General features: G+C 39.7%; 14 protein-coding genes. 11 read left to right on the top strand and 3 right to left on the bottom strand.

What is annotated here, in order from left to right:
• Positions 1–490: 490 nt before the first annotated feature.
• Positions 491–976, bottom strand: coding sequence for a peptidylprolyl isomerase (locus tag QZ488_RS19015; RefSeq protein ID WP_293751697.1), 486 nt, complete (start codon positions 974–976; stop codon positions 491–493).
• Between the two features lie 26 nt (positions 977–1,002).
• Complete coding sequence (ygfZ, locus tag QZ488_RS19010; protein ID WP_293751695.1) at positions 1,003–1,950, bottom strand: tRNA-modifying protein YgfZ; 948 nt, start codon at positions 1,948–1,950, stop codon at positions 1,003–1,005.
• Positions 1,951–2,116: 166 nt separating this feature from the next.
• Here ygfZ and QZ488_RS19005 point away from each other — a divergent pair, with 166 nt between their 5' ends.
• The 3 genes from QZ488_RS19005 to QZ488_RS18995 are packed head-to-tail and all read left to right on the top strand — an operon-like array spanning position 2,117 to position 3,728.
• Positions 2,117–2,368, top strand: coding sequence for a succinate dehydrogenase assembly factor 2 (locus tag QZ488_RS19005; RefSeq protein WP_293751693.1), 252 nt, complete (start codon positions 2,117–2,119; stop codon positions 2,366–2,368).
• Complete coding sequence (locus QZ488_RS19000; RefSeq protein ID WP_293751691.1) at positions 2,355–2,798, top strand: protein YgfX; 444 nt, start codon at positions 2,355–2,357, stop codon at positions 2,796–2,798. The genes QZ488_RS19005 and QZ488_RS19000 overlap by 14 nt, the downstream gene beginning before the upstream one ends.
• Positions 2,799–2,801: 3 nt before the next feature.
• Positions 2,802–3,728, top strand: a complete 927-nt coding sequence (locus QZ488_RS18995) for a MaoC/PaaZ C-terminal domain-containing protein (RefSeq protein WP_293751689.1) — start codon at positions 2,802–2,804, stop codon at positions 3,726–3,728.
• Here the strand turns inward: QZ488_RS18995 and nadB are convergent.
• Positions 3,702–5,318 carry an L-aspartate oxidase gene (nadB, locus tag QZ488_RS18990; protein WP_293751687.1) on the bottom strand — a complete coding sequence of 539 codons (1,617 nt, stop codon included), beginning with the start codon at positions 5,316–5,318 and terminating at the stop codon, positions 3,702–3,704. The two genes, QZ488_RS18995 and nadB, sit on opposite strands and share 27 nt — an antisense overlap.
• 237 nt (positions 5,319–5,555) lie before the next feature.
• On the opposite strand from nadB, the gene rpoE reads away from it, so the two are divergent.
• From rpoE to era, 8 genes are all read left to right on the top strand, one after another.
• Entirely contained in the window at positions 5,556–6,137 is a 582-nt protein-coding gene (rpoE, locus tag QZ488_RS18985) for an RNA polymerase sigma factor RpoE (protein WP_007623369.1), read from the top strand.
• Between the two features lie 43 nt (positions 6,138–6,180).
• Complete coding sequence (locus QZ488_RS18980) at positions 6,181–6,810, top strand: RseA family anti-sigma factor (RefSeq protein ID WP_293751684.1); 630 nt, start codon at positions 6,181–6,183, stop codon at positions 6,808–6,810.
• Positions 6,788–7,807: a MucB/RseB C-terminal domain-containing protein gene (locus tag QZ488_RS18975; RefSeq protein ID WP_293751682.1), complete on the top strand. Its 1,020-nt coding sequence runs from the start codon at positions 6,788–6,790 to the stop codon at positions 7,805–7,807. Before QZ488_RS18980 ends, QZ488_RS18975 begins: the two co-directional genes overlap by 23 nt.
• Complete coding sequence (locus QZ488_RS18970; RefSeq protein ID WP_293751680.1) at positions 7,808–8,296, top strand: SoxR reducing system RseC family protein; 489 nt, start codon at positions 7,808–7,810, stop codon at positions 8,294–8,296.
• A gap of 172 nt (positions 8,297–8,468) precedes the next feature.
• Positions 8,469–10,265 carry a translation elongation factor 4 gene (gene lepA / locus QZ488_RS18965; protein ID WP_293751678.1) on the top strand — a complete coding sequence of 599 codons (1,797 nt, stop codon included), beginning with the start codon at positions 8,469–8,471 and terminating at the stop codon, positions 10,263–10,265.
• Entirely contained in the window at positions 10,266–11,171 is a 906-nt protein-coding gene (gene lepB, locus QZ488_RS18960; protein ID WP_293751676.1) for a signal peptidase I, read from the top strand.
• Positions 11,172–11,858 carry a ribonuclease III gene (gene rnc, locus QZ488_RS18955; protein ID WP_293751674.1) on the top strand — a complete coding sequence of 229 codons (687 nt, stop codon included), beginning with the start codon at positions 11,172–11,174 and terminating at the stop codon, positions 11,856–11,858.
• Positions 11,848–12,777 (top strand): GTPase Era, encoded by a 930-nt coding sequence (era, locus tag QZ488_RS18950; RefSeq protein WP_293751672.1) that lies wholly within the window; start codon positions 11,848–11,850, stop codon positions 12,775–12,777. Before rnc ends, era begins: the two co-directional genes overlap by 11 nt.
• The last annotated feature ends 85 nt before the right edge of the window (positions 12,778–12,862 follow it).

Here is a 12,862-nt window from a genome sequence, read left to right as displayed (position 1 = left end):
AGTACTTAAGCGCGAATGCGCATTGCTACACAGCAGAAAACCATCACAAAGTGGATTCCCGGAGCCAAGCGTAGCTTGTCTCGTTCCAGCGTTAGGAACTGTGTTCCTAAAAGACTCCGCTTCCACCCCCATGCGAGAGTAGCACATTGACAGACTCCCAATTAGAGAAAGGGCTATCCGTATGGGTAGCCCTTTTTTGCACCTACGCTTTAATCAGATTGGTTATGTTGAAAATCGGTTAGGTAGTCAAATACACGTCCTTGATGATATGCACCCAAACTCGCCTTCCTTGGCTCGTTGTTCAGCTGGGCGCTGCGGTGCAGCTAAAGAAATTTGCTGAACCCTCCTGCGAGAGTAGTACATTGCTAGACTCCCAATTAAGTACAAAGCCACCTTTATAGGGTGACTTTTTGCGTTTCGGGAATTGGAAAGTAGTATACACAAAAAAATAGGCGCTCTACTGAGCGCCTTAAAATACTTGTTTTATAACTTAGTGAGAGTGACCACACCCACCTTCTGTATGTGGATGACCATGGGAAATTTCTTCTTCAGTTGCTTTTCTCACATCTAAGACTTCAACATCGAAGTTTAGCGTAAGACCTGACAATGGATGGTTGCCATCAACGATGACATTTTCATCCTCGACGTCGATTATCATTACCGATTGTTCGCCATCATCTGTTGTTGCTCTGAAGGTCATGCCTGGAGTGACGTCCATATCTTCAAACATTGATTTAGGCACTGCTTGTACTAATTCTTCATGTCGTTCGCCATAAGCAAGGTTAGGGGCGATGTCGATGACAAACTTGTCTCCTATTGATTTTCCTTCTAGCTCATTTTCTAACCCTTGGATCATAAAATGACTGCCCTGTAAGAAAACCATAGGTTCACTATTTCGAGACGTGTCGATTTGTGTTCCGTCAGATGAACAAACAGTAAAGTGGATAGTGACAACAGTATTATTAGCTATATTCATATTATTCCAGTCTAAAAATTTATAGTTTATTGTAAAGGATAGGGATGTGCTTGAGTAACGAAGATTGTATTAGGTGAAGACTTTACTCTAAAAGAACTACCTACTTCGGTATCGTTGGCTAAAACTGCAAATACCCACGTTTGTCCCGAGTCTGAACCACTGCGGAGTATTTTCCCTCCAGGGCGCCAGTTTTCACCTATTTGGTATTCTAACTGTTCACCACTTAAATTATGGTTTTCGGACTCTGTTTTTAAAATAAACCCAGCACGTTTATTGCGACCTAAGTATTTTGTTCTTGCGACCACTTCTTGCCCCATATAACAACCTTTTTCGAAATCGATGGCATTTAGAGCTTGAAGGTTTAACATTTGTGGCACGTATTCGTTTATTGATGTGTCACGGATGTCACCTATACCGGCTCTTATATCTGCTATCTCCCATTGCTCACTATTGGGTGCAACGTCACAGGACAATTGTTTGTTAGCATCATTGGGTTGTAAAACAAGGTAGCGTTGCTCTGGATGTTCAAAAGAAATAACTAAGCCATAATCGTTGGATATAACGTTTCCAGCACCAGTAGGTAGTTCACCAAATATTTCATTTATTGCGGTTTTAAACAGCTCTCCAGAGCCTCCTGTTATTTGCCACTCATCACTTTGGTTGGTGATCTCTACTTTGGCGAATACGCCATATTTATTTAGTTCAGCGAGGGATTTTTCTAGCACAGAATTATGTGTGATTAATAAAATGGCATCCTTCCAAACGATAGTGTAAAAAAGGCTCCAAATTTTTCCTTTGAAATCGCAATGACATGCTAAGAGCGAATTTTTGTCAGTTAGTTTATTGATATCCGTGGTTACTTGACCTTGAAGGTACTTGGTTCTTTCTTCTCCAGTGAGCTGGATGACTCCGATATCTTTAAGTCTATTGGCATATTGTTTGGGTTGAAATTGATCTAATGGTAGTTGTGACATACATTTGTACTCTATTGCTAATCAACGCTAGGATTAATATGGGGTACGAGTTTGATTTAGCAAGGAATAATCTGAAAACAACCCGTTATTACTGTTATTATTGATACTTGAAAAGGGAAGATTATCAGGTTTAAGCTAGAAATATATCTAGGATAAGAGGTTACAAATGTTTGATAAGAAACGATATGGTCGATTGAAATGGGCATGTCGCCGTGGGATGTTAGAGCTTGATGTATTATTCATGCCTTTTGCAGAAAGCGGTTTTAATGAGTTGTCTGACGAGCAGCAAGAAGTATTTGAGCGCTTGTTAACCAGTGATGATCCTGATTTGTATGCTTGGTTTATGGGGCATCAAGCCTGTGAAGATCAAGAGTTTAACCAAATGATTCAGCATATTTTGAGTCGTGTCAAAGTATAGAGTTGAGTTTAAACCGTCTCGCTTATTGCTGGTTTTACAGTGTCTAACTTATGTGGGTTTAGTGTTGTCCGTAGTATATTGGCAGTCAAATATAATCCTGAATCAGGTATTACTTCAAACGTTGGTCATTTCCATCATTTCGTATTTTCTCTTCAGGGCGGTCTTAAGTAATTATCGTAGAAAGCTAAGTCCGGTCACTTTTTCGCTGCTAGGGGATTGGTTAGAAACAAGTAAACATAAGCAAGTTGCTTGGGAAATTACCGATAAATCTAGAGTCAGTAGTCTTTTGTTATTTGTTCATTTAATTTCTCCTGTTAATTGTCGTCGTTCAAAGTGGTGTTTAATTTACAGAGACCAAGTCACAGAGCGAGATTTTCGTCGACTAAGTCGCGCGGTTATTTACCAACAGCAAATTGCAGGTAAAGATTGATATATGACGTTATTCCAGAAGGATGAAACTAAACTGTCTAGTTTGCCAAATCTTAAGACGTTGTTACTCAAGGCGGCATTTAAAAAATCTCGTTACAATATGCTTGCACCTTCCGAAGTTTCATTGCCTAGTCATGATTATTATTTTGATGGCGTTAAGTTGGAACAGTCTGCTTATAATGCTTTTCATCAAGTAGTAGGGTGGGATCGGGCGTCTGAGACTATTCATCCTTGTTACTTACATTCACTGGCATTTGGTCTGCATGTTAAATTACTTCTACTGCCAACGTTTCCATTTCCTATTTTAGGACTAGTACATGTTAACAATCAAATAAGGCAGATTAGGCCGATTAAAAAGGATGAAAAGCTAACTGTGTCTAGTTGTTTTGGACAATTAGAGTTACACCCAAAGGGATGGTTGTTTTCAATTGAAGTGAAATTTTATAGTCATTCTGAACTTGTATGGCAAGGGATCAGCACTAATTTATTTCGCACCAATCATGGACAGACGGTAGAATCTACAGATAAACCTTCGTCGGAAATGCTTACTAATCCGATAAATAAAACTTGGATGCTTAATAGTGAGTTAGGGCGACAATACGCAAAAGTGTCTGGCGATTATAATCCAATACACTTAACTAAATGGTCGGCTAAGTTATTCGGTTTTAAACAGCATATAATTCACGGTATGTGGACTAAGTCTTTTTGTATTTCTGCTTTAGAGAAAATAGACCCTATTCTACTTTCCCAAGCTTATGAGGTTAACACCACCTTCAAACAACCACTTTATTTACCGTCTCAAGTTAACATGGCTGTTCAAACTATTACGTCTGAAAAAGAAAGTGATTCGATGTTGTTTAAGGTGGAAGGTGTTAACGCTCATAACGAACAACATCTTCTGCACCTAATCGGTAATATTCGTTCTATCTGATGTGTTTTTTATTATTGTAGGTTTTGGGTTATCAAGTTTATTTGGATAATCTAAATTAAAGTGCAGACCTCGGCTTTCTTTGCGTTGTTTAGCACATTTGACTATTAACTCAGCAACCGTGAGTAAGTTTCTAAGCTCTAGTAGGTTGTTACTGACTTTAAAATTTGAATAATAGTCATTTACTTCCTGTTGTAGTAATTCAATTCGATGATGAGCTCGTTCTAAACGTTTGTTGGTGCGAACGATACCAACGTAATCCCACATGAATAGGCGCAACTCATGCCAATTATGTTGAATAATGACTTCCTCATCAGAGTCACTCACTTTACTCTCATCCCAAGCTTTTATTGGTTCATCTGGAAAGTTTTCATTTAGTCTTGACGTAATATGTTGAGCGGCAGAATGGGCATACACTATACATTCCAATATTGAATTGCTTGCCATTCGATTTGCGCCATGCAGTCCAGTATAAGCTACCTCTCCAATAGCATATAAGTTGGCAATATCAGTTTTTGCATCATTATTGGTGACGACCCCACCACAACTATAATGTGCAGCAGGTACCACAGGTATGGGGTGCTGAGTGATATCAATACCCAAAGACCTGCATTTTCGATAAATATTGGGAAAGTGTTTTACAATAAAATCACTCGGTTTATGGCTTATGTCCAAATACATACAATCAGCACCTAAGCGTTTCATCTCAAAATCTATCGCTCTGGCAACGATATCACGGGATGCCAAATCACCTCTTTTATCAAATTTATGCATAAAAGGAGTGCCATCCGGATGACAAAGTTTGGCACCTTCACCTCGCAAGGCCTCGGAAATTAAAAAGTTTCTCGCTTCAGGATGATATAAACATGTAGGATGAAATTGGTTAAACTCCATATTGGCGATACGACATCCAGCACGCCAAGCCATGGCAATACCATCACCACTAGAAACGTCTGGATTAGAAGTGTATTGATAAACTTTACTTGCACCACCTGTTGCTAATGATACAAATTTGCTACGAATGACTTCTACCCTTTCTTTTTTTCTATTCCATACATAAGCACCTATTAAGTGATTTTCTGTTAGCTTACTTTTAATTAAATCAACGGCGTTGTAGCGCTGGAATAAATGGATGTTAGGGTGGTGCTGTACCGCTTCAATTAGGGTTGTTTGCACCGCGGCACCTGTGGCATCAGCTGCATGTAAAATACGTCTGTGACTATGGCCCCCTTCTCTAGTCAAATGGAATCGAGTTTCACCACTTTCGGATGATTCTTGATCAAATGGCATTCCAAAATCTATCAGCCATTGCATACAGGATTTGGCTTGAGAAGCAGTGAACTCTACAGCGTTTTTGTCACATAAACCGTCACCGGCTAAAAGAGTGTCTTCAACATGTGATGCTATTGAATCATTTTCATCAAAAACAGCAGCAATACCGCCTTGAGCATATTTGGTTGAGCCTTCTGAAATATCACTTTTACTTAACACTATCACTTGGCAATGATCTGCTAATTTTAAGGCGTGACTCAAACCTGCGGCGCCACTTCCTATAATAAGTACGTCACACTGATGTTCAATTGTGTTGTGCATAGGGTAAACTAGGTAAAAGTAGAGGATTTGTCGGGCAATACTAATTTACAGATTATAAATTACAATGCTTTTCGTAGTTGAATGTGAGTATATGTCCATTATTGATGGTTAGTTTATTACACATAGTTGATTTATTTGAAAAAAAAATGGTTATGAGCGAACTTTTCTAAATTCATGCAGTCAATAGTAGTGCTTGCATGAGCCGTAGTATATTTTCGCACAGGAGTAAGGGCTCGAATGAGCGAGCAGATAGCAGATCAACAAATTGTTGAAAGAGTACAGCGCGGAGATAAAAACGCTTACGGGTTGTTGGTAACAAAGTACCAACACAAAGTATCTTATTTGGTCTCTAGGTATGTAAAAAATTCAGGAGATGTGGCTGATGTAACGCAAGAAGCGTTTATCAAAGCTTACAGAGCCTTACCCAATTTTAGAGGTGATAGCGCTTTTTATACTTGGCTATACAGAATAGCCGTTAACAGTGCCAAAAATTATTTAGTTTCTCAAGGAAGGAAGCCACCAGCAAGTGATGTTGATGCTGATGAAGCAGATTATTATGACGGTAGTGATGCGTTGAAAGAGAATAATTCACCCGAAAAAAGTTTGATGTCAGAGCAAATGGAAAAGCTTTTGTTTGACACGATGGACAAGCTGCCTGAAGATTTACGTATGGCCATTAGCCTGCGTGAACTTGAAGGGTTAAGCTATGAAGATATTGCTAATGTTATGGATTGCCCTGTAGGCACCGTAAGGTCGAGAATATTTAGGGCCAGAGAAGCATTAGATAAAGTTATTCAACCATTATTAATGAATGATTGATTTTTTATCAAAGTAAAAATTAAATTAGCGGGAATCATATTGTATGTCGCAAAAATTTGAAAATTTGTCAGCCTTAGTCGATGGAGAGCATGACGCTCTTACATCATCGAACAGCAATGTGTTAGATGCTGTTAAAAATGACGCTGACTTGAAGCTAAAATGGGTAAGTTATCATCTTATTCGTGATGGTTTGCGCAAAGAGCTCCCAGTAAATATTAACTTTGATATTGCTGATAAAGTGGCTCAGGCATTAGAATCAGAACCTGCAATCTTAGCACCAAAGAAAACGTGGCGTGATTTGCCATTAGTTGGCAGTGTTGTTCCTTTTGCCAAGCAGGGTGGACAAATGGCCATTGCCGCTTCGGTTGCTGTCGCAATGATAATTGGCGTTCAACAGTTTAATCAAAGTGACGTTGACCAGCCATTTAATGCAGCTCCGCCTATACCAGGAATTCAAGGTGGTTTATCGCCAGTGAGTTTTGATCAAACTCGTGATATACCTAACTCGAGTGCGGTTGAACAAAGACGCCGGATTAATGCATATATGACGGATCACAAACAACAATTACGTTTTAAAACGATTCAACTAAGTAATGGTGAATCTGTGATACCGGATCAAAATATTAAAAATGAAGAGGCGCAGCCAGACATTGTTGAAAACACCCCGCAATAAAATTTCTAGCAGAGTCGTATTGACTCTGCTGATCTATATTTTTCTTCCTTTGCAAGTCTCTGCGCAGGAAGAACCGACTAACAACACATCTTCTAATTCTTATCCATCAGATAGTGCTCAAGCATGGTTGGTGAAGATGTCTGATGCTGTTAAGTCTCTCAATTACTCCATTTCCTTTATTTTGTTAAAGCCAGGTGTTGACTCCCAACCCTATCTTTGGCGTCATGGCGTGAATGAAGATGGCATTGAAATGGAGCAGTTAAACCTATTGAATGGACCTGGCCGGGAAGTGGTTCGGATTGGCAATAAAGTGAGTTACTTTGAACCGAATGTGCCACCTTATAGTCTGCAGTCTTCGATAATCAATGGGCCATTTCCAAGCGAAATTTTCCAACGTCCTGAAAAACTAATGCAGAGTTATGAATTTATTATGGTTGGTCGAAGCCGCATTTCTGGTCGTTCGGCACAACAAATTAGGATCATTAGCAAAGATAAGAGTCGCTTCGGCTTTAATGTTTGGCTTGATCAAGAAACAGGTTTGTTGTTAAAAATGAATATGTTTGGTCATGAGGCACAGCTTTTAGAGCAAATTCAAATAACTGGTTTACAAGTAACCAAAGAGCCCGACCCTTTCTTTGCTAAAATTGAACCTGAAATGTTGCCTGATGTTGTGAGTTTTAGTCCCAGCGCACCTCTTAATTCACTCTGGACAATTGGCTATATCCCAACAGGAATGACAATCGTAAAAAGGGACTTCCGTCGCTTGTCTGGTTCGGGAGAAGTGGTTGAATACATTATGTTAAGTGATGGTTTGGTTGATGTATCTGTGTATCTGCAAAAGAGGGATGGCAATACCTCGCAAGAAAATTTAGTCGGCACGGTTCAGTCAGACACATTGTTAACCATTGAACATGGTGAACTTAATATTACAATTATTGGTAAACTTCCAGCAGCTACGGCTAATGCCATTGCTAAATCAGTTCGAAGAAACAATTAAATGATTGAAGAAATTGGGGTGATTTGTGCAATTGAGCAGCACAACTCTCAGCAAGTAGTATTTGTTGAAACACAAATTAAGTCGACTTGTGGAAGTTGTGAAGCTCAGTCCAATTGCGGGACTGGCGCCATAGCGAAAGTTTTCGCAAGTAAACGAGAAACCTTACGCTTTCGTTTAAATGAAATGGTTGAAGTGGGGCAAAAGGTCAGTTTAGGCATACCTGAAGAAAACTTACTCAAAGCTTCCGCTTTAGTTTATTGTTTACCTTTATTAGCTCTTGTTTTATCCGCTCTAGCCGGACAACACATTTTACCTTTGCTGGGATTAAAAGCTGAAGGATGGCTGATATTATTCGCGGCTATTTGTACTTATTTAACTTTTAACTTTGTTCGACGCTTTTTAAGCGATGCCGATCAAGGAGAATTTTACCCTCGGATTCTTAAAGTTTTTCCTCTAAAAATAGATAATATTCAAGTCAAACAAGTCTAAGCTGCATTTTCTCTTACAAAAACCCACAAACAATGCTTTTGTTGTGTCGCAAAGTGACCGATAAAACTGTAAAATTCCGGCCTATTTAATTTTTTGTCCCATACTTTAGCGACTGATCTTTGTTTAACTAGTTGCTTGGAAACAAAAACAATTGGTAATTTTCTAAAATTTTATGCAACACAAGCACATACGTAACTTCTCAATTATTGCTCATATTGACCATGGTAAATCTACCCTTTCTGATCGCCTAATCCAGCATTGTGGAGGATTGTCCAGCAGAGAAATGTCTGAGCAAGTGCTCGACTCTATGGATATCGAAAAAGAGCGGGGGATTACCATCAAAGCGCAAAGTGTCACGCTGAATTACACTGCAAAAGATGGTCAGACTTATCAATTAAACTTCATCGACACGCCAGGGCATGTCGATTTTACATATGAAGTATCACGTTCACTTGCTGCTTGTGAAGGTGCTTTGTTAGTTGTAGACGCAGGACAGGGAGTTGAAGCTCAAACATTGGCGAATTGTTACACAGCCATTGATTTGAACATGGAAGTGGTACCTATCATTAACAAAATTGATTTACCACAAGCCGAACCTGACCGTGTTGCAGAAGAAATTGAAGATATAGTTGGCATAGATGCTATTGATGCAGTGCGTTGTTCGGCTAAAACCGGTATCGGAATAGAGGACGTACTTGAAGTTATTGTTCGTCAAGTACCACCACCAGAAGGCGAAATTGATGCACCGTTAAAGGCATTGATTGTTGATTCTTGGTTTGATAATTATCAAGGTGTAGTATCGCTAGTACGTATTATGCAAGGTGAGTTACGCAAAGGTGATAAAATTAAAATTATGTCTACTGATGGTATTCATCAAGCTGACAAAGTAGGGATTTTCACACCCAAAGCAACAGATACAGGGATATTAAGAGCGGGTGAAGTAGGGTTTATTGTTGCTGGCATAAAAGAAATCCACGGTGCACCAGTAGGTGACACTATTACTTTAGCAAGGCAACCCGCTCCTGAAGCCCTACCGGGGTTTAAGAAAGTAAAACCTCAAGTTTACGCGGGGCTGTTTCCTATTAGTTCAGATGACTATGAAGACTTCCGAGACGCACTGGCTAAATTAAGTCTGAATGATGCCTCATTGTTCTTTGAACCCGAAAGTTCATCAGCATTGGGTTTTGGTTTCCGTATCGGTTTCCTTGGTATGTTACATATGGAAATTATCCAAGAGCGCTTAGAGCGTGAATATGATCTGGATTTGATCACCACCGCTCCTACTGTTGTGTATGAAGTGATCGCCAATAATGGCGAAACTATTTATGTAGATAATCCTTCAAAGTTACCAGCGGTTAACGATATTGAAGAGATTCGTGAACCTATTGTCGAAGCGCATATATTGGTGCCCCAAGAGTATTTAGGTAATGTTATTACTCTTTGTGTTGAAAAGCGTGGTATGCAAACGAGCATGACTTATCATGGTAAGCAAGTTGCCGTTACCTACGATTTGCCAATGGCAGAAGTAGTCATGGACTTTTTCGATCGATTGAAATCCACTAGTCGTGGTTTTGCTTCGTTAGATTACAACTTTAAACGTTTCCAAGCGGCTGAAATGTCCCGTTTGGATATTCTCATAAACGCAGAGCGTGTTGATGCACTAGCGATGATCACGCATAAAGACAATGCCGTTACTCGCGGTCGTCAGTTAGTTGATAAGCTTCGTGAACTGATTCCTCGTCAGATGTTTGATATTGCTATCCAAGCAGCTATTGGTAATCAAATTATTGCTCGTAGTACCATTAAACAGCTGCGTAAGAATGTGACCGCCAAGTGTTATGGTGGTGATATCAGTCGTAAGAAAAAACTCTTACAAAAACAAAAGGATGGGAAGAAACGTATGAAGTCAGTAGGTAATGTAGAGCTGCCTCAAGAAGCCTTTTTAGCACTGCTGAAGGTAGGTAAATAAATGGCTAACTATTTTTCAATTTTTTTGGTTGTACTCACAGTCGCTTCGGGATTGATTTGGTTAGTTGATAGCATAATGTTTGCATCTAAGCGTCGTGATCGAATGGCAATTGCTGCCAGTTCTAGCGGTGCCACATCCGCTTTAGAGCAGGATGCTCAATTACCTTGGTTGGTTGATACCGCCCAACAAATTTTTCCAGTTATTGCTTTTGTTATGGTGTTGCGTTCATTTTTATATGAACCGTTTCAAATACCATCTGGTTCAATGATGCCAACATTGTTAGTAGGGGATTTTATCCTAGTTGAAAAGTTTACTTACGGGCTAAAAGACCCCGTAATGAGAAAACAATTAGTCGATTTAGGTGAGCCAGAACGGGGGGATGTAGTAGTGTTTAAGTTCCCACCTCAGCCTCAACTAGATTATATAAAACGTGTTGTGGGCTTACCGGGTGACACGGTTATTTATAGAAATAAACAGCTTCAGGTGAAACCAGCTTGCGATACTGCCGAAAATTGTCCGTCATTTCAAAGTATAGATCTAAAGTTTGAAAGTAGAGGAGAGGCCTTTCAGCAATTTGCACCATTAGAAAAATACACCGAGCAATTGGGCGAAGTCAGCCACCAAATATATCGTACTCAAGGCAGAGCTAACGCTAGTCGTTATTATTCACAACCGGGAACACAGGCGGATGAATGGATTGTGCCTGAAGGGCAATACTTCGTTATGGGAGACAATAGAGATAATAGCGAAGATGGAAGATATTGGGGGTTTGTACCAGAAGAAAATTTAGTGGGTAAAGCGGTGGCTATTTGGATCAGTTTTGAATTTGACCGTGTTCCTAGTAGTTGGGTACCCGGTTGGATCCCAACTGGTGTAAGGTTTGAACGAGTAGGTAGCATAAAATAAATGCCACTTGTTAACCCTTATTTACCTTTGTACAAACGCTTGGGTTACACCTTTGGCGATGAAGCTAATATAGTCGAGGCTTTAACCCACAGAAGTGCTAGCAAGCAACACAATGAACGATTAGAATTTTTAGGTGACGCTATATTGGGGATGGTCGTAGCCAAAGCTTTGTACCAACGATTTTCTAAGCAGCCCGAAGGTAAGTTAACCAGAATGCGCTCAAGTTTAGTAAAAGGTGATACCTTGGCTGAATTAGCTAGAGAATTTGACTTAGGTGAATTGTTACTCTTAGGTCCAGGTGAGCTTAAAAGTGGGGGGTTTCGCCGAGATTCAATATTGGCCGATGCAGTAGAAGCTATAATTGGCGCCATTTATTTAGAAGCGGGAATGGATAAATGTGAAGCGTTAATTTTGGAATGGTTTGATCCAAGACTTAAAGCCCTCGACCCAGAAGCTGTTTCTAAAGACGACAAAACCCGTTTACAAGAATATCTTCAGTCTAATAAACATCCTTTACCGTTGTACGAAGTCACTGAAATAAAAGGTAAGTCACATGAACAAACCTTTTATGTTGAGTGTAGTGTAGAAGGGTTAAAACAAGCTGTAGTGGGTAAAGGTAATAGCCGAAGAAGAGCCGAACAAAAAGCCGCAAAGCAAGCATTTGAGAAATTAATAAATGATAAATGATAAGTCTGATGAAAAGTCGAGTGCCGAAACATATTGTGGAATGATTGCCATTGTTGGCCGCCCGAATGTAGGTAAGTCGACCTTGCTGAATAGGCTATTAGGTCAAAAAGTTAGTATCACTTCACGTAAACCGCAAACAACTCGTCACAGAATAATGGGTATTGATACTGTAGAAAACCGACAGGCCGTCTATGTTGATACGCCAGGATTACATATTGAAGAAAAACGCGCGATAAACCGCTTTATGAATCGTGCAGCATCGAGTTCTATTGGTGATGTTGGTTTAGTACTTTTTTTGGTCGAAGGTACAAAATGGACTGAAGATGATCAAATGGTGTTGACCAAAATTCAGCAGTCTGGCTCGCCGTGTTGGTTAATCGTAAATAAGTCAGATAACGTTAAAGATAAAGAAACCATGCTTCCTCACCTCAAATGGTTAGGCGAGCAACATAACTTTCAACAAATTATGCCAATCTCAGCCAAAACGGGAAAAAATGTAGATGATTTACGTAGTTTAGTTTTATCTACTTTGCCTGAAAGTGAGTTTTATTTTCCAGAAGATTACATCACCGATCGTTCAAGCCGTTTCATGGCATCAGAAATTGTACGTGAAAAGTTAATGCGTTTTACTGGTGATGAGTTGCCCTATTCTATTACAGTGGAAATTGAGCAATTTCTTTTGGCTGAAAATGGTATCTACCGTATCAATGGTTTGATTTTAGTTGAACGTGATACCCAAAAAAGTATGGTCATTGGTAAAGGCGGTCAACGCCTTAAAACTATTGGCATGGAAGCACGCAAAGATATGGAAGTATTATTCGACGCAAAAGTCTATTTAGAACTTTGGGTCAAAGTTAAGTCGGGCTGGGCGGATGATGAAAGGGCACTGCGCAGTTTGGGTTACGGTCTAGATAACTAATATCAAGTTGGATTAATGGTATGGACCCTCTCCTCCCATAACGGCTTCAAATGAGCCAAGATAGTGGTTGTTAAAATCGACTATC

Origin of the sequence: uncultured Paraglaciecola sp. (genome assembly GCF_913020055.1) — a bacterium.
In the GTDB taxonomy this organism is placed as follows: Bacteria; Pseudomonadota; Gammaproteobacteria; order Enterobacterales; family Alteromonadaceae; genus Paraglaciecola.
The sequence above is the reverse complement of the archived record's forward strand: the minus strand, read 5'-3'. Positions and strand labels throughout refer to the sequence as shown.

What these genes read in the sequence shown, in the direction of transcription:
- QZ488_RS18980 (WP_293751684.1), top strand. Translation starts at nt 6,181, where the DNA reads ATGTCGCAAAAATTTGAAAATTTGTCAGCCTTAGTCGATGGAGAGCAT.
- rpoE (WP_007623369.1), top strand. Translation starts at nt 5,556, where the DNA reads ATGAGCGAGCAGATAGCAGATCAACAAATTGTTGAAAGAGTACAGCGC.
- QZ488_RS18970 (WP_293751680.1), top strand. Translation starts at nt 7,808, where the DNA reads ATGATTGAAGAAATTGGGGTGATTTGTGCAATTGAGCAGCACAACTCT.
- lepA (WP_293751678.1), top strand. Translation starts at nt 8,469, where the DNA reads ATGCAACACAAGCACATACGTAACTTCTCAATTATTGCTCATATTGAC.
- QZ488_RS19005 (WP_293751693.1), top strand. Translation starts at nt 2,117, where the DNA reads ATGTTTGATAAGAAACGATATGGTCGATTGAAATGGGCATGTCGCCGT.
- era (WP_293751672.1), top strand. Translation starts at nt 11,848, where the DNA reads ATGATAAATGATAAGTCTGATGAAAAGTCGAGTGCCGAAACATATTGT.
- lepB (WP_293751676.1), top strand. Translation starts at nt 10,266, where the DNA reads ATGGCTAACTATTTTTCAATTTTTTTGGTTGTACTCACAGTCGCTTCG.
- QZ488_RS18995 (WP_293751689.1), top strand. Translation starts at nt 2,802, where the DNA reads ATGACGTTATTCCAGAAGGATGAAACTAAACTGTCTAGTTTGCCAAAT.
- ygfZ (WP_293751695.1), bottom strand. Translation starts at nt 1,950, where the DNA reads ATGTCACAACTACCATTAGATCAATTTCAACCCAAACAATATGCCAAT.
- rnc (WP_293751674.1), top strand. Translation starts at nt 11,172, where the DNA reads ATGCCACTTGTTAACCCTTATTTACCTTTGTACAAACGCTTGGGTTAC.
- QZ488_RS19015 (WP_293751697.1), bottom strand. Translation starts at nt 976, where the DNA reads ATGAATATAGCTAATAATACTGTTGTCACTATCCACTTTACTGTTTGT.
- nadB (WP_293751687.1), bottom strand. Translation starts at nt 5,318, where the DNA reads ATGCACAACACAATTGAACATCAGTGTGACGTACTTATTATAGGAAGT.